At 72.0% G+C, this 15468-nt stretch carries 14 protein-coding genes; 6 read left to right on the top strand and 8 right to left on the bottom strand.

Going from position 1 to position 15468, the window contains the following annotated elements:
* Positions 1-30: 30 nt before the first annotated feature.
* The 3 genes from OG737_RS28940 to OG737_RS28950 all read right to left on the bottom strand — a co-directional run bounded on the left by OG737_RS28940 (position 31) and on the right by OG737_RS28950 (position 3317).
* Positions 31-1086, bottom strand: a complete 1056-nt coding sequence (locus OG737_RS28940) for a M4 family metallopeptidase (RefSeq protein WP_328929152.1) — start codon at positions 1084-1086, stop codon at positions 31-33.
* Positions 1087-1243: 157 nt separating this feature from the next.
* Positions 1244-2353 (bottom strand): alpha/beta hydrolase-fold protein, encoded by a 1110-nt coding sequence (locus tag OG737_RS28945; protein WP_328929153.1) that lies wholly within the window; start codon positions 2351-2353, stop codon positions 1244-1246.
* 220 nt (positions 2354-2573) lie between these two features.
* Positions 2574-3317: a carbonic anhydrase gene (locus tag OG737_RS28950; RefSeq protein ID WP_405922163.1), complete on the bottom strand. Its 744-nt coding sequence runs from the start codon at positions 3315-3317 to the stop codon at positions 2574-2576.
* Between the two features lie 217 nt (positions 3318-3534).
* Here OG737_RS28950 and OG737_RS28955 point away from each other — a divergent pair, with 217 nt between their 5' ends.
* The 3 genes from OG737_RS28955 (at position 3535) to OG737_RS28965 (ending at position 5716) form a co-directional block, all read left to right on the top strand.
* Complete coding sequence (locus OG737_RS28955; protein WP_328929155.1) at positions 3535-3948, top strand: DUF6153 family protein; 414 nt, start codon at positions 3535-3537, stop codon at positions 3946-3948.
* A 72-nt stretch (positions 3949-4020) separates the two neighbouring features.
* On the top strand, positions 4021-4665 hold the full coding sequence (locus OG737_RS28960; RefSeq protein WP_328929156.1) for a DUF305 domain-containing protein: 645 nt from the start codon (positions 4021-4023) through the stop codon (positions 4663-4665).
* A gap of 190 nt (positions 4666-4855) precedes the next feature.
* The gene (locus OG737_RS28965) at positions 4856-5716 is read left to right on the top strand and encodes an MBL fold metallo-hydrolase (protein ID WP_328929157.1); all 861 of its coding nucleotides are present in this window, start codon (positions 4856-4858) and stop codon (positions 5714-5716) included.
* Positions 5717-5741: 25 nt separating this feature from the next.
* Here OG737_RS28965 and OG737_RS28970 read toward each other — a convergent pair whose 3' ends face one another.
* Both OG737_RS28970 and OG737_RS28975 read right to left on the bottom strand, forming a co-directional pair.
* The gene (locus OG737_RS28970; protein ID WP_328929158.1) at positions 5742-7367 is read right to left on the bottom strand and encodes an AMP-binding protein; all 1626 of its coding nucleotides are present in this window, start codon (positions 7365-7367) and stop codon (positions 5742-5744) included.
* 118 nt (positions 7368-7485) lie between these two features.
* Entirely contained in the window at positions 7486-8715 is a 1230-nt protein-coding gene (locus OG737_RS28975) for a serine hydrolase domain-containing protein (protein WP_405922455.1), read from the bottom strand.
* A 274-nt stretch (positions 8716-8989) separates the two neighbouring features.
* Between OG737_RS28975 and OG737_RS28980 the strand changes: the two genes are divergently transcribed.
* Together OG737_RS28980 and OG737_RS28985 are read left to right on the top strand one after the other, a co-directional pair.
* Entirely contained in the window at positions 8990-11071 is a 2082-nt protein-coding gene (locus OG737_RS28980; RefSeq protein ID WP_328929159.1) for a SpoIIE family protein phosphatase, read from the top strand.
* A 128-nt stretch (positions 11072-11199) separates the two neighbouring features.
* Complete coding sequence (locus OG737_RS28985; RefSeq protein ID WP_405922164.1) at positions 11200-11850, top strand: hypothetical protein; 651 nt, start codon at positions 11200-11202, stop codon at positions 11848-11850.
* 61 nt (positions 11851-11911) lie between these two features.
* Here the strand turns inward: OG737_RS28985 and OG737_RS28990 are convergent, their stop codons facing one another.
* Positions 11912-13393, bottom strand: a complete 1482-nt coding sequence (locus OG737_RS28990; RefSeq protein WP_405922165.1) for a cellulose binding domain-containing protein — start codon at positions 13391-13393, stop codon at positions 11912-11914.
* 169 nt (positions 13394-13562) lie between these two features.
* On the opposite strand from OG737_RS28990, the gene OG737_RS28995 reads away from it, so the two are divergent.
* Complete coding sequence (locus OG737_RS28995) at positions 13563-13928, top strand: hypothetical protein (RefSeq protein ID WP_328929162.1); 366 nt, start codon at positions 13563-13565, stop codon at positions 13926-13928.
* Positions 13929-13947: 19 nt separating this feature from the next.
* Here OG737_RS28995 and OG737_RS29000 read toward each other — a convergent pair whose 3' ends face one another.
* On the bottom strand, positions 13948-14319 hold the full coding sequence (locus tag OG737_RS29000; protein WP_328929163.1) for a VOC family protein: 372 nt from the start codon (positions 14317-14319) through the stop codon (positions 13948-13950).
* 23 nt (positions 14320-14342) lie between these two features.
* Positions 14343-15440: a PP2C family protein-serine/threonine phosphatase gene (locus tag OG737_RS29005; protein ID WP_328929164.1), complete on the bottom strand. Its 1098-nt coding sequence runs from the start codon at positions 15438-15440 to the stop codon at positions 14343-14345.
* Positions 15441-15468 lie beyond the last annotated feature (28 nt).

Genomic DNA, 15468 nt, shown 5'->3' on the forward strand with positions numbered 1-15468 from the left:
GGTGAACCGCGCCCGGGAAGCGGCCGGCTGCTACTGGATGCCGGGGATCTGACGGGCCTTGAACGCGGCGCGCACGGCGTCGGCGGCGCTCTTGCCGTACATGCGCTCGGCGGTGGCGATCGTCGTCAGCGCCGCGTCCTGGAAGGAGGTGCCCGGCGCGAAGCCGAACTGCGCGTTGACGATGACGCGGTCGGCCGTCCGGGCGCCCAGGGCGCCGCGGATGTCGAAGAGCGCGCGGGACCAGATCTCGCCGTCCGCGTGCACCTCACCCTCGAGGTCGCCGTAGACCTTGTTCCCGTCGACGCGGCGCAGGCAGTGCGGGGCGGCGCTGTAGGCGATCGAGTCCCAGTCCGCGACGCAGGCCAGGTCCGCCCGCTGCGGCCAGCCGTAGGCGGCGGCCGCGTGCGACCCGACCGCCACGGCCAGGTAGTCGCCGAAGGCCTCGCCTATCGCACCGGCTTCGGGGGAGGTGCCGAAGCCGGGTACCTGCGCCTCGTGCACCGCGTGGCCGTACTCGTGGACGATGACCTCGGCGTCCTCGGCGTCGTCGACCCCGCCCTTGCCGAAGCGGATCTCGTTCTTCTTGTCGGTGAAGAAGGAGTTGTCGGACCCCCACTGGTTGATGCGGACCGGCTGGGCCCGGTCGTTGGCCCCGGGCAGCTCTGTCCCGAAGCCCAGCGACTGCAGGTACTCCTGCGCCTCGTTGACCCAGAAATAGGCCATGACCTGCTCGAACTGGTCGTCGCTGCGGTTGTAGCCGCCGACGTCGGCGAGGTTGGCCGAGGCGCCGGTGTCCGATCTGACGTACGCCCACTTCCCCGACAGCCGGCCGCTGCCGTCGAGGCCCCGCAGGGCGGCCGTGGTGTAGGCCGAGGCGGGCACGGCCCCGGCGGAGTCCTTGGCGTCGACGAGGGTCTGGTCCCCCGAGGACTGGACGGGGTTGACCATGAAGATGCGGGCCTGGGGGAGCGGCGCGGCAGCGGAGTTCCCGGACGCCGAGGCCGGTCCGGCCAGGGTAGTCAGGGTGGCCAGCGCCAGGGTGGCGGTGGCCGCGGCGGTGAGGCCGCGGGGTGTGCGGCGAGGCATGGACATCCTCCTGTGACGGGATGTGGTGCTGGTGAGGGCGTGATCCTCGCGCACCCCGGCCCCCTGCGCCAGGCCCATCTACCGGGCAGTTCGCCACCAGTCCGCCCCTATCCGGTCACACCTGATTCCCCCGATCGGCACCGCACCCGCCGCGCCCTCACTCGGCGGAGAGGCGGCCGCTGAGCCACTCCAGGCTCGGCGGGATCTCCCGTCCCCAGGTGATGAAGTTGTGCCCGCCGTGGTCGAGGGTGATCGACGAGACGCGCGCGGGCGCCTTCACCTTCTCGACGAACTTCTGCGTCGGCTGGTAGTTCTCCTCGCCCTGCAGGGACGTGGCGACCAGGAAGGAGGAGTTGCCCTGCGGCAGATGGTCCAGGCTCCACAGCAGGTCGGCCCGCTTCTCCTCGTCCTTGTTGCCGTGGAAGAGGTCTCCGGAGTCCTTGTCCAGCTCGGGCTTGTAGTCCGCCGACAGGCCCACACCGGCCGCATAGCTCTCCGGATGCTCCAGTGCGACCTTCAGCGCGCAGTAGCCGCCGGTGGAATCGCCCATGATGCCCCAGCCGCGGGGTGAGGGGGTGATCCGGTAGGTACCGGACAGCGCCTGCGGCAGGTCGGTGCCGAAGAAGGTCTCGCTGGCCGGTCCGCCCGGGACGTCCACGCACTGGGTGTTGCGCGTCGGCTCGACGGTGGGCCGCATCATGACGAGGATCATCGGCTGCATCTTCTTCTGCTTGGCCTGCGTCCACGCGGTCTTCGGGTACGGGAGCTTCTCCAGCAGGTTCTCCGTCATCCCGGGGAAGCCGGTCAGTACGACGGTGGCGGGGAAGGTCCGCTTCTCGTTGCCCTTCTGGAAGTACTCCGGCGGCAGGTACACGTAGGCGGGATTGGCTGCCTTGGACAGCCGGCCCTGCACCATGACCTTCTCGATCTCACCGCTCAACTGGGGTGCCCCGCTGCCGGGGACCTTCGGCCGCTGCCTGCCGAGGACCTTCACGACCGAATCGCCCGAGTCCTGGGCGATGAGCGCCGGCGCGCTCTTGCGGCCCAGCAGCTCGCTCCACGATCCGTAGAGCAGGAAGGTCCGGTTCGCGGTCAGGCCGACCGAGGCGAGCAGCAGCGCCTGCACGGTGAGGATCAGCCCGATCCGGCCCAGGACCGCCCGCCCGCTCCGCCGCGCCAGGCGCGGCCACAGCCACACGGTGGCGGCGAACATCAGTGCCGTGCAGAGCACGGCGGAGACAAGGAGCGTGGTACTGGTCAGACTCATGGATCAGGATGACTCTCTGTCACGTTTCGGCCCGGGCGGCGTCGCCGGGCGGCACCGCTCTGGGGTGCACATCCGGGTAGAGCGCCCTTCAGTCTGATCCGTTGCCCGACGGACTGTTCGGATTTCGGACGTTCTTGCCCGTCGGGGCAGGGCCGGGAGAGAGCCGTATGGAGTCACGCCGGGGTCAGGACAGCCGTCAGGACAGATGTCAGGACAGGGGTCAGGACAGGGTGCGGACGCGCTGGTCGCGCAGTTCGTAGCGGGCGGCCACCACGGCCAGTTCGCCGGCTGCCACCTTTCCGGCGAGGTCCGGCTCGGCCGCGAGTCGGCGGCTGACGCGCCGTACGTGTGCGTTCACCGTGGCGTCCACACGGGCCTCGCCGTGCTGGCCGTGGTCGATGGACGGCCGTATCTGGTCGGCCAGGTACTGGATGTGCGCGGGGAGCGGCTCACCGGTCTCGTCGGCGTGCACCGCCGCCGCCACGGCCCCGCACGACTGGTGGGCCAGTACGAGAACCAGCGGTATGCGCAGTTCGAGGACCCCGTACGCGATGCTTCCCAGCACCGCCTCGTCGAGCACCTCACCCGCGGAGCGTACGGTCAGCAGGTCGCCCAGCCCCTGGTCGAAGACCAGCTCCGGGGGAACCCTCGAATCGACGCAGCCGAGCACGATCGCGAAGGGGTGCTGTCCCTGGACGAGGCGGCGGCGCACGGCCGCGGACTCGTGCGGGTGCTCCTGGTCCCCGGTCCGCCAGCGCTCGTTTCCGGCCGCCAGCCTGCGCAGCGCCTGGGCGGGAGTGACCGGGCGGTCCGTGGTCTCCGGCTCCCGGGTGGCGGCGGAGGCGGGGAAGGCCGGACCGAGGGCCAGGCCCGCTCCGGCGGCCGCCGTACCGGCCACGGCGGTGCGCAGCAGGGTGCGGCGGCTGTGTGAGAAGGCTGCGGGTCTGCGCGTGTTCGAATCCATGGCCGGACCGTAACCCGCCATATGCGGAAGGAAGTTGACGTGCCGGACGTAATGGCGTGATCCGCTCGGGAGCAGGCCGGATGGGATCGGGATGATCTCATCATGCGGGAACGGCACGGCACGGCACGGCCGCGGTTCGCCCGCGCGTCGGCTGCGGCTCAGGCGCGGCTCGGCGGGCCGGTCGGGTACGTCCGGAGCCTGGCCGTAGGATGAGCGCGTGATCCCCGCACCGCAGCCGACGCGTCGCCGCCCTGCCGGGCCCGGCCGCCTGCTGCTGGTGCTCGCGGTACTGGCCGGTGTGCTGGCCATGCACGGTCTGGGCACCGGCGGGATGACCGCCCGGGCGCACACCACCGCGTCCGGTGCCCACGCCACGGCGGCGACCCACGAAGGGTCCGGACATCAGGCGGGCGCGGACTGCTCGCACACCGCCGGCGGACAGGGGTTCGTGCATCACGCCGACGCCACCTGCGCCGCCACCGGGATCGTCACGGCGTACGCGCCGCCCGCGCTCGTGGCCGCCCTCCAGGGCGCGTCCCCGGCCGGGGCACTCGCCACCCGCGCGCCGGATTCGGCCGAGAGCGGGCGCGCGCCGCCCGACCTGGCGGAACTGCAACTCCTGCGGATCTAGAGCGGTCCGCACGGCACCCCCACGGGCTGTCGTGCTCCGCCATGTCCTCACGCACCCAGGAGTCGCATCACCATGAGCAAGAACCGTTCCCCGTTCAGCCGTACCGCCTTCCGCCGCACCGCGGCGGTCGTGGCCGTCGGCGCCGCCTCGTTCGTCCTCGCCGCCTGCGGCGCGGGAGACGACGGCGCCGCCGCGCACCACGGTCAGGCCCCGAAGGCACCGTCGGCCTCCTCGTCCGCCGCACAGGGCGGACACAACGCCGCCGACGTCGCCTTCGCCAAGGGGATGATCCCCCACCACCGCCAGGCCGTGGAGATGGCGGACCTCGCCCCCTCCCGGGCCGAGTCGGCCGAGGTGAAGCAGCTCGCCGCGGAGATCAAGAAGGCCCAGGACCCGGAGATCAGGACCCTCTCCGGGTGGCTGGCCTCGTGGGGTGAGCAGGCCCCCGCCGAGGGCGCCATGGACCACTCCGCCCACGGCGCGGGCGGCGGGATGATGACCGCCGGGCAGCTGGCCGAGCTGGAGAAGTCCTCCGGGAAGGCGTTCGACACCGCCTTCATGGAACTCATGATCAAGCACCACGAGGGCGCGGTCGCGATGGCGAAGACGGAGCAGGGCCAGGGCACCTTCCCCGAGGCCAGGACGATGGCCGAGGCCATCATCACCTCGCAGACCGCCGAGATCGCCAGGATGAACGGCCTCCTCGGCAAGAACTGAGCCGGGACGCCCGACGCCGTTCAGCCGGGCGTCCGGGCCGTTCGCCGAGGCAGGTGAACGAGGCAGCGGAGCTGCTGTAGGTGAGGTCTGCCGCTCCAGGACATCCTCACCACAGCGGCTCCGCTGTGGGAACGAGCCGCCATGACGGGGACGGCCGCGCCAGGGCCCGCCGTGGCGATAGGTTGGACCCGTGATCGATTTCCTTGCTGACACCCCGGTCGCCGGCAGCCTGGACACCGTGTGGCACGCGGGCTGGCCGTCGCCCAAGCACGACCCCTTCCCCGAGATCCAGATCCACGCGTACACCGAGAACACGGTGATCCTGCGCCAGAACAAGTCCGTGCACTACGAGGCACCCTTCCTCTTCCTCCTCTTCGGGAACGAGAGCGCGCTGCTCATCGACACCGGCGCCACCTCCGACCCCGGCCACTTCCCGCTGCGCGCGACGGTCGACGCGCTGATCGAGGACTGGCTGGTGCGCAACCCCCGCGCGCAGTACGGGCTGACGGTCACCCACACCCACGGCCACGGCGACCACATCGCGGCCGACGGGCAGTTCACCGACAGGCCCGGCACCACGGTCGTCGGCCACGTCCTGGACGAGGTCACGGCCCACTTCGGGCTCGAAGGCTGGCCGCACGGTACGGCCGAACTGGACCTGGGCGGGCGGATCCTCGACCTCGTCCCCGGCCCCGGCCACCACTCCGCGGCCGTGGTGTTCTACGACCGGCACACCGGCCTCCTGCTGACCGGCGACTCCCTCTACCCCGGGCGGCTCTACGTGCAAGACCGGGCCGCGTATGCCGAGACCGTGGACCGGCTCCTGGACTTCTGCGCGACCAGGCCGGTCACCCACGTCCTCGGCTGCCACATCGAGATGACCACCACGGCGGACACCGACTATCCCCGCGGCACCACCTACCAGCCGGACGAGCCTCCGCTCCAGCTCACCGCGGCGCATCTGCGCACCCTGCGCCAGGCCCTCGCCGAGACCGCGGGACAGCCGGGCTCCCACCCGTGCGGCGATTTCATCGTGGTGTACACCTCCTGACCGACAGACAGGCCCTGGCCTCCTGTCACGGGCGGCCCAGCAGGCGGGCCGCCGTCTCGCGCATCTCGATCTTGCGGATCTTCCCGGTGACCGTCATCGGGAACTCGTCCACGACGTGGACGTAGCGCGGGATCTTGAAGTGGGCGAGCCGGCCGTCGCAGTACGCCCGTACCCCGGCGGCGGTCAGCGGCTCGGCGCCCTCGCGCATCCGGACCCAGGCCATCAGCTCCTCCCCGTACTTCGGGTCCGGTACGCCGATGACCTGGACGTCCAGGATGTCCGGGTGGGCGTGGAGGAACTCCTCGATCTCGCGCGGGTAGACGTTCTCCCCGCCGCGGATGACCATGTCCTTGATGCGGCCGGTGATGCTCAGGTAGCCGTCCTCGTCCATGACCGCCAGGTCGCCCGTGTGCATCCAGCGGGCCGCGTCGACGGCCTCGGCGGTGCGCTCCGGCTCGCCCCAGTAACCGAGCATCACCGAGTAGCCGCGGGTGCACAGCTCGCCCGGTTCCCCGCGCGGCACGGTCCGCCCGGACCCCGGATCGACGACCTTCACCTCCAGGTGCGGGCCGACCCGGCCCACGGTCGACACCCGGCGCTCGACGGAGTCGTCCGCGCGGGTCTGCGTCGACACGGGCGAGGTCTCCGTCATCCCGTAGCAGATGGACACCTCGGCCATGCCCATCCGGTCGATGACCTCCTTCATCACCTCGACCGGACAGGGCGAGCCCGCCATGATGCCCGTCCGCAGGCTGGACAGGTCGTACGAAGCGAAGCCCGGGTCCGCGAGCTCGGCGATGAACATGGTGGGGACCCCGTACAGCGAGGTGCACGACTCCGCCGCGACCGCGGCCAGGGTCGCCGCCGGATCGAACGACGGCGCCGGGATCACCATGGCCGCGCCGTGGCTGGTGCACGCGAGGTTGCCCATCACCATGCCGAAGCAGTGGTAGAAGGGCACCGGGATGCAGACCCGGTCCTGCTCGGTGTAGTGGCACAACTCGCCGACGAAGAAGCCGTTGTTGAGGATGTTGTGGTGTGAGAGGGTCGCGCCCTTGGGGAAGCCCGTGGTCCCCGAGGTGTATTGAATGTTGATCGGGTCGTCCGGGCTGAGCGAGGCCTGTGCCCGGGCGAGGTCGGCGGGGTCGCCCCGGCGGCCGCGCTCCAGCAGGGAGGTCCAGCCGGGCCCCTCCAACAGGACCGTGAACTCCAGTTCCGGGCAGCGCGGCCGTACCTCCTCGATCATGCCCGCGTAGTCGGAGGTCTTGAAGCGTTCCGCCGCGACCAGCAGCCGGATCCCGGACTGCCGCAGGACGTACTCCAGTTCGTGGGAGCGGTAGGCGGGGTTCACGGTGACGAGCACCGCCCCGATCCTGGCGGTGGCGTACTGGACGAGCGTCCACTCGGCGCGGTTCGGCGCCCAGATCCCGACCCGGTCCCCCTTGACGATCCCGAGGTCCAGCAGCCCGAGCGCGAGGGAGTCGACATCGGCGGCCAGCTCCGCGTACGTCCACCGGCGCCCGGCGGCCATGTCGATCAGGGCGTCGTGACCGGGGAACCGGCGGACGGTGCGGTCCAGGTTCTCGCCGATCGTGTCGCCCAGCAGCGGCACGTCACAGACACCGGACGCATAACTCGACGCGGAGGACACACGTATCTCCTGGGTTCGGTGGCGGGGCGCGGTTCCCGGCGGGTCGGCGTCCTCTCATGATCCCCGCCGCCCGGTCCGCGGGCTACCCCCCGGACCGGGCGGCGGTACTCGGGCACTCTCAGCGCGCGTTGTGCTCGGGCAGGTCTACCTCGGCGGGGGCGAGGACGAAGCCGCGCGTGCCGGCCGACGCGGGTCGCTTGCCGCAGAAGGCGGCTTCGAGCGTGCCGCCCAGAGCCGTGTTCGCCGCACCCCTGTTCGAGGTGTTCGCCATGGCGGCGAGGCTGCGGCGGCCGTCACGGGTGGCGAACGCGTAGGTGTAGTAACCCTGCACGGTACCCGTGTGGCCGTACACCGACGTGCCGCACGAGAGGTCGTAGCGGCGCAGCCCCAGCCCGTAGAAACGGGTCCGGGTCGCGTCGACCGGGGCCATGGCGAGCATGGCGTCCAGCATCGCGGCCGACAGGAGCCTGCCGCCGAGCAGCGTGGAGGTGAAGGTGTTCAGATCGGCCGGGTCGGAGATCATCGCCCCGGCGGACTGCGCCCAGGAAACGGTCTGCTCGGTGGAGTCGACCAGGGGCGCGCCCGCCTCGTCGGGGTGCAGGTAACCGCGCACGTGCGGTCCGTCGATCCGCGTGCCGGGGTGCACGTAGGAGGTGTTGCGCAGGCCCAGCGGCTTGATGATGCGGCGTTCGTACTCCGTGGCCAACGAGTGGCCGGTGGCCTTCTCGATGAGCATGCCGACGACGACGAAATTGGTGTTCGAATACGCGTACGCGGCGCCCGGAGCGGTCGTCCTCGGCTCCTTCAGCGCGAGGTCCACGAGCTCGCGGTAACCGAACACCTTCGTGCGTACGGCCTCGAATCCGGGAACGGTCCGCGCGAACATGGTGTCCGTGTAGTCGGCCAGCCCGCTGCGGTGGCTCAGCAGGTGGCGCACGGTGATCCGGTCGTCGGGCAGCAGACCGGGCAGATAGCGGTTGACGGGGGAGTCCAGCCGGACCTTCTGCTCGGACACGAGCTGCAGCAGCACCACGGCGGAGAACGTCTTCGTGACGCTGCCGATCCGGAAGCGGGACCCGGCGTTCATGGCCGCACCCGTGGCCCTGTCGCGTACGCCCACCGTCTCGCTCCGGACACCGTCGGGGCCGGTGAACCGGGCCACCGCCCCCGGCGCCCCGGCGGCGGTCGTGTTCCGCAGCGCCTGGACCAGGCCCTGGAGGTCGGGGGCGGGTGGGGCGGCTTGCGCTGCACGGGTCGCCCCGGCGGCGTGGGCGGCGCTCACCGGGGCTGCCCCGGCCACCACGGCCAGCAGGGCGGCACCAAGGGCCAGACGTCGGTTCAAGGGCAGGAGCACGTCGTTCCTCGACTCAGTCGGTACCGGGTGGGCGCCTCACGGCCGTCGGCCGCGCGCCGGGGCGCGCGGCCGACGGCCGTGAGGCGGTCCGACCTTATGGAAGATCGACAGCGGCATCCGCGACCGACGGCGTCGGCGAGGGGGCGGCACGGGCCGCCGGCGCCTGCGCCGCCGGGTCCGGCCGGGCGCCTCATCCCGACAGGAGGTCCGCCGGACGGGGAAGGGGCAGAATTGACGGGAAGCCGGGAAGCCCGAAAGGGGGCGTCTGGTGCCGACGGATCCGCCAGGGGGCGAGCGGTCTCCCGGCCTCCTGTGGTCGGAGCCGGGCACGCTGCTGGAGCACGTGGCCGTTGCGGTGTTCGGCCTCGACGACCAGGGCCGCGTCCGGTACTGGGGACCCGGCGCCGAAACCCTGTTCGGATACCCGCCGGAAGCCGTGCTGACCGCGTCGGCCGACGTCCTGTTCCCCGACCCGCCCGCGGGCCGTCCGGCCGCGGCCGCGCAGCTGGCGGAGCGCGCCCGGACCCTGGGTTACTGGCGGGTCCGCATGCCTGCCGCGCACCGTGACGGCACGGTCTTCGACTGCGGCTTCCGGGTCTTCCCCGTCACGGGCCCCGGCGGCGGTTCCGTGATCATGGGCCTGGCCAGCAAGGGCGCGGAACTCGACCGGGTGAAGACGAACCTGACCTTCCTCGACGCACTGTTCGAGACCTGCCCGATCGGCCTGGTCATGTTCGACGAACAGCTGCGGTACGTCCACCTCAATCAGGCGCTGGCCGACATGGACGGCATGCCCATCACGGAGCACCTCGGCCGGCGGATGACGGAGATCATGCTCACGTCCGACGAGGGCGAGTTCGAGCGCACGCTACGGACCGTCGCCGAGCAGGGCCGCCCCGTGGTCGGGGCCCTGGTGGGCCTGCGCACACCGGGCCGCCCCGACCGCGACCAGGTCCGGTCCGTGAGCCTCTTCGCGCTCAGCGGGGCCGGCGACACGCGCCCCGGCGTGGGCGGGCTGCTGGTCGACGTCACCGACCGGGAGCAGGCCATTCTGGAGGCCACGGCGGCCCGCCAACGGCTCGCCCTGCTGGACCGGGCCGCGGGCCGGATCGGCACCACCCTGGACCTGAACGTCACCGCACGGGAACTGGTCGAGACCGTCGTCCCGGAATTCTGTGACGGCTCCGTCGTGGAACTCGTGGAGTGGATGGACGAGGGGGAGGCCTTTGACCCGGAGCGGCCGCTGATCACCCGCCGCATCGGAGCAGGGACCAGCCTGCCCCCGCCCGCCGACGAACTCGTCGGCGGGCTGCAACGCGTCACCTACCCGCCGGGTTCCGCCATCCACGACATCCTGCTGACCGGACGCCCGCTCTCGGTCCCCGTCAACGAGGAGTTCGTGACCCGGACCGTCGCCCACCAGGACCGCGCCGAGCTGCTGCGGGGCAGCGGGCTGGCCTGCATCCTGATCGCCCCGCTCGTCGCCAGGGGAACGGTGCAGGGCGTCACCATGTTCGGCAGGTCCGGTGCCCGCCCCGCCTTCACGGAGGAAGACCTCGCCCTTGCCTCCGAGCTGGCCTCCCGCGCCGCGCTGTGCCTGGACAACGCACGCCTCTACGGCCGGGTCCAGGACATCGCGCTCACCCTTCAGCGGGCCCTGCTCCCCGGCGCCACGGGGGCCGGACCGTATGTGCGCGTGGCCCACCGGTACCTGCCGGCCGGCCATGCCACGGAGGTGGGCGGTGACTGGTACGACGTGATCAGCCTGCCCGGAGACCGGGTGGCCCTCGTCGTCGGCGACGTGATGGGCCACGGGGTGGAGGCGGCCGCGGCCATGGGCCGGCTGCGCATCACCGCCAAGGCGCTGGCCCGGCACCACACCGATCCCGGCGCGCTGCTCGCCGAACTCGACAACTGCGCGCACGAAGCCGGGATCGAGCTGGCCACCTGCCTCTACCTCCTCTACGACCCGGCGACCGGGCGTGCCCGCATGGCCAACGCGGGCCATCCGCCGCTTCTGGTCCGCCGCCCGGACGGCACGGTCGACACGGTGGCCGCCGCCGCGGCCGTGCCGCTGGGAGTGGGCGGGATCCCGTTCACGACGACGGAGCTGGACCTTCCGGAGGGGGCCACCCTCGCCCTGTACACCGACGGCCTCATCGAAGTCAGGGGCCGCGACATCGAAGCCGGCCTGGACGCCCTGCGCGACCAACTGCGCCGGGCCGAGGGCACGATGGAGGAGGCGGCCGACCGCATCCTCGCGAACCTGCTCCACGGCAGCCCCGTCGACGACACGGTCCTGGTCCTGGCCCAGGTCAGCCGTGCACCCGGCATGCCGCGAGGCGAGTGAGGCCGTCCCGGTGCCGGACGGCCCGTACGGACCTGCCGGCGGCGTGGGGAGGCTCCCTCGGGCCGTGCGAGGCTTGTCCCGGACACAGGACCGGCGCACAGCCGGGCATACCGGAGGGGACCCGCACCATGCACACGCCGAGCCGGCCGGAAGACCTCGAACCTCCGGAGCTGCTCTGGGCCAGGGCCGTGACCCTGGCCGTGATCGACACCGCCTGTTCCGACCGGTCCGAGTACGCCGTCGACGACGACGGCGTGTGGTGCCACTCCACCGGCGCGGGCGGCTGGTGGCGCCTGACCCTGCTCGACGGGGGCGCACGCGCGGTCTTCTGCGGCCAGGACCCGGACGGCAGCCACACCCATGTCGGCGGCGAGCAGATCGACTTCCTGGCGGGCGGCCCCGACTGGCTGCCGTGGGACCTGCTGCGCGACGACGCGGCCGGCAACCTCTTCGGCTTCGTCTACTGGTGGCAGGACGGCGCGTGGCACCGCATCCCCTACCCGGACGAGGTGCCGGAGGACGGGCTGGACGGCGCCGCGCCCTGGGCCGGCTCGCAGGAGGAGTTCCTCGGACTCGCCGTGGCCTCGTACGACGCCCCGTACGGGCGGGAGCGGATGCTGACCGAGGCCGCCCTGCGGTTCGCGGAGCGGGCGCGGGAGCGCAAGGCCGACGAGGCGGCCGTGGCGGCGCTGCTGGCGCCGGCCTTCGTCGAGGACCGTCCCGCGCCGCGCCTCGACGTGGCGCTCGCCCTCGCCGTGCGCGCGGGAGTCGTCGCGTAGCGGCCGTTCGCAACGGGACGGGCCCGCCGCACATGGTGTGCGACGGGCCCGTCCCCCGCGGCTACTTGAACGCCGCGAACGCCTTGGTGAAGGCCAGCGGCTCCTGGAGGACGGAACTGCACGTGGCGTCCGCGTGGTTGACGGCCCCGGCCGCGCACTGCCGGTCCCGGGCCGAGGACCACATCGCCAGCCGGCCGATCCCCTTGGCCGCCGCGAAGTCGACGAGCTGCGAGGCGTCGGAGACGGTGAAGATCTCGGTCGCCACGTCGTTGACGCCGATCATCGGCGTGACGGCGACCGCCTTCCAGGACGCCGCGTCGGAGAGCCCGAGCACACCCTTGATCTGGGCCTGGGTGGCAGTCGCGGCCTGGATCGCGTACTGCCCCATGTCCCCGCTGTACGCGGGCCCGTAGTCCATCGCCATGACGTTGACGGCGTCGACCCGCACGCCGTTCTTCCGGGCGTCGGCCAGCAGTGCCACCCCCGGCTGGGTCAGCCCCTCGGGCATCACGGGCAGGGTGAACGCCACGTCCAGGCCCGGGTGGGACTTCTGGAGCCGGGCGATGGCCTGGGCGCGGCGCGCGTTGGCCGCGGTGTCGGGCAGGGCGGCGCCCTCGATGTCGAAGTCGACCTTGGTGAGCCCGTACTGGTCGACGACCTTTCCGTAGGCGGCGGCCAGCTCGTCGACGGTGGCGCAGTTCAGCGCCAGTTCGTGCCCGGCGGCCCCGCCGAAGGACACGCGGACGTCGCCGCCCTTGGCCCGCAGCGCGCCGATCTGGCTCGCGACCTTGTCGCTCGCGAGGTCCGTGACACCGCCCCACAGGGGTGCGCAGCCGCCGCCGGAGGTGATGAACGCGAGGTGGAACTCCTTCACGCCGGTCCTGGTCGCGGTGTCGACCAGGTCGTACGCGGGGTACAGCGAGGTGTCCACGTACGGGGCGAAGCGCGCGCCGGGAGTGGCGGGGGAAGTCGCGGTGGGGGTGGGCGACGTCGTCCGGGTCGGCGTCGCGGTCGCGGTGGCCGTGGGCGCGGAGGTGGGTGCGGAGGTGGGTGCGGACGTGGGCCGGACGGTGGGCCGCCCGGTCGGACCGGCCGTCGCGCCCTGGTCCACCGAGCACTTCAGCCCGTTGATGCGGCAGCCGGTCGGGTCGCCCGGGGCGCCGGAGCCGCTGGTCACGAAGCCGACGGTGACGGAGGCTCCCGCCGCCAGCTGCCGGTTCCAGCTCGCGGGCTTCACGGTGACGTGCTGCCCGTCGACCGTGTGGACACCGTTCCACAGGGAGTCGACCTTCACCCCGGTCGGCAGGTCGAACTGGAGGGTCCAGTCCGACTGGGCCTGCCCGGTGTTGTTGGTGATGACGTACTGGCCGGTGTAACCGCCGCTCCAGGAGCTGGATTTCGTGTACACCGCTCCGACGGAACTCGCCTGTGCGGTACCGGTCAACGCGAAGGCCGCGCCGCCGATCACTGCCGCCGCCACGATCGCGCCCGTGACCTTCGCCGCCCGGCTCGTCGTACGCCGGTGCCCACTTGTCCTGCTCATCGCGTGCCTGCCTCTGTGTTACTGGGGAGTTGGGAGGACGAGTCAGCACGCTAGCCGCCCCGAAACGGACATCCGTTCGTTTCGGGGCGCCACCCGCGAAGCTTAGGTTCCAGTTAAGGCAGAGGAAAGAAGGGCCTCAGGAAGCGGGCCGCGGAGCTACGCTCCGGAGATGGAGCGTGCAGAGGTTCTCAAGCGAGTCATCGGGATTCTCACGGAAGCCCAGGAGATCCGTCGGGCGGCGGAGGCCGGTGAGGACGACGACATCCATGAACGCGATGCCGGGGTCGTCACCAAGCTGCTGAACGAGATGCTGCCGTCCATCAGCGTCCCGGCCGAATCCTCTCCCCAACAGGTGGCCCGACTGGTCGCGGAGGCGCTCGGTCCCGCACTGCAGACCATGGTGGCCGGCTTCAGCCTCGCCTTCACCAGCCTCGCGATGGCGCACGACGGCGGCCGGACGGACCTCTCCGCGATCGACGTCCTGCAGCAGCTCGCGCTCGAAGTGGAGGCAGGGGTCTACGACGAGGACGCCTGAGCCGCCGTCCGGCGAGGGTTCAGCCGTGGGTGGTGTCGATGACGCAGAAGCGGTTGCCCTCGGGGTCGGCCAGGACCACGAAGTCCGGGTCCTGCGGGTAGGAGTCCCAGTCGACGTGCCGGGCGCCCAGGGACACCAGGCGCGCGACCTCCGCCTCCTGCTCCGCCGCGTCCCCGGCGTACAGGTCGAGGTGGACGCGCGGATGGTCCTGTACGGGCGAGGTGCTGCGGCCGAGGGCCAGGCCGGGGCCCCGGCCGTCGGCGGGGACCAGGACGGTCCAGCCGGGGTCCACCTCGCCGCCCCGCGGGACGTAGCCGAGCGCCTGCGCCCAGAATGCCGCCGCCCGCCGGACGTCCGCGGCGCCCATGACGATCGTTCCGATGTTCAGCATGATCATATTGTGGGGTACCGGAACTAGGAGAGACGTTCGATCGCCACCATCGCCGCGTCGTCGCCGAGGGTGCTGCCGGCCGCGTGGGCGAGCAGGTCCTCGCACAGCCGGTCCAGGAGGGCACGGGGGTGCAGGCCGGACCAGGCGGCCGCGTGTTCCGTGAGGGGGTAGAACACGCCGGCCCGGTCGCGCGCCTCCAGGACCCCGTCCGTGTACAGGAGCAGGACGTCTCCCGCCACGAAGGCGAAGCTCTGCGCGGTGACCGAGGATTCCATCAGCCCGGCCAGGCCGAGCGGCGGAGCGGGCTGGGCCACGTCCAGCGGGACGGCCCGGCCGTCGCGCAGCAGCAGCGGCGGCGGATGGCCGCAGCTGACGAGGTGCAGCACGGGCTCCTCGTCGGGGATGTCCAGGACGGCCGCCGTGATGAAGCTTTCGCCCCGATCGCCGGAGTCGTCCAGGTCCGGGGAGACCGCCGCCTCCAGATAGGCCACCAGCCCCGGCAGACCGGCCTCCTGGTGGGCGGCCGCCCGGAAGGCGCCGAGGACGAGCGCGGCGTCCCCGACCGCACCCAGCCCCTTGCCCCGGACATCGCCGATGATCAGGCGCGTCCCGGAGGCCGTACGGGCGGCGGCGTACAGATCTCCGCCGATCTGGGCCTCGGCCGCCGCCGCCAGGTACACCGAGGCGACGCCCAGCGGGCCCATCCGATCGCGCAGCGGGCGCAGGACCACCTCCTGCGCGGTCTCGGCCACCGACCGCAGCTGGAGCAGTTCCTTCTCGTGCACCTCGCGCAGGTGGGCGAAGACCGTCACGAACACCGAGATCATGATCAGCGCGACGATCTGGAAGGTGTGGTTCAGATCGGTCAGGGTCGTGCGCGTCGCCGCCACCACCGTTTGGGCCAGTACGGCGACCAGCCCGACGAACCCCGTCATCCACGGCCCGGCGAACGAAGCGGTCACGGCCGGTGCGGCGACCAGGAAGGGACCGAGGTGGACATCGCGCGGAGCGAGGATGTCGACCACCGTGACCAGCGCGATCAACACGAACGGAACCGCCAGCTGCGCGTGGCGCACTGTCCGGGATCGCGGGTGGGGCACGTACGACAGCCGGAGATCCATCTCTCCTGCATACACCGCTGGGGGTTCC

Origin of the sequence: Streptomyces sp. NBC_00122 (genome assembly GCF_045160845.1) — a bacterium.
Taxonomy (GTDB): Bacteria; Actinomycetota; Actinomycetes; order Streptomycetales; family Streptomycetaceae; genus Streptomyces.

Excerpts from the sequence above, each read along its gene's own strand:
- OG737_RS29005 (WP_328929164.1), bottom strand. The coding sequence starts at position 15,440 with ATGGATCTCCGGCTGTCGTACGTGCCCCACCCGCGATCCCGGACAGTG.
- OG737_RS28985 (WP_405922164.1), top strand. The coding sequence starts at position 11,200 with ATGCACACGCCGAGCCGGCCGGAAGACCTCGAACCTCCGGAGCTGCTC.
- OG737_RS28950 (WP_405922163.1), bottom strand. The coding sequence starts at position 3,317 with ATGGATTCGAACACGCGCAGACCCGCAGCCTTCTCACACAGCCGCCGC.
- OG737_RS28995 (WP_328929162.1), top strand. The coding sequence starts at position 13,563 with ATGGAGCGTGCAGAGGTTCTCAAGCGAGTCATCGGGATTCTCACGGAA.
- OG737_RS29000 (WP_328929163.1), bottom strand. The coding sequence starts at position 14,319 with ATGCTGAACATCGGAACGATCGTCATGGGCGCCGCGGACGTCCGGCGG.
- OG737_RS28960 (WP_328929156.1), top strand. The coding sequence starts at position 4,021 with ATGAGCAAGAACCGTTCCCCGTTCAGCCGTACCGCCTTCCGCCGCACC.
- OG737_RS28940 (WP_328929152.1), bottom strand. The coding sequence starts at position 1,086 with ATGCCTCGCCGCACACCCCGCGGCCTCACCGCCGCGGCCACCGCCACC.
- OG737_RS28945 (WP_328929153.1), bottom strand. The coding sequence starts at position 2,353 with ATGAGTCTGACCAGTACCACGCTCCTTGTCTCCGCCGTGCTCTGCACG.
- OG737_RS28990 (WP_405922165.1), bottom strand. The coding sequence starts at position 13,393 with ATGAGCAGGACAAGTGGGCACCGGCGTACGACGAGCCGGGCGGCGAAG.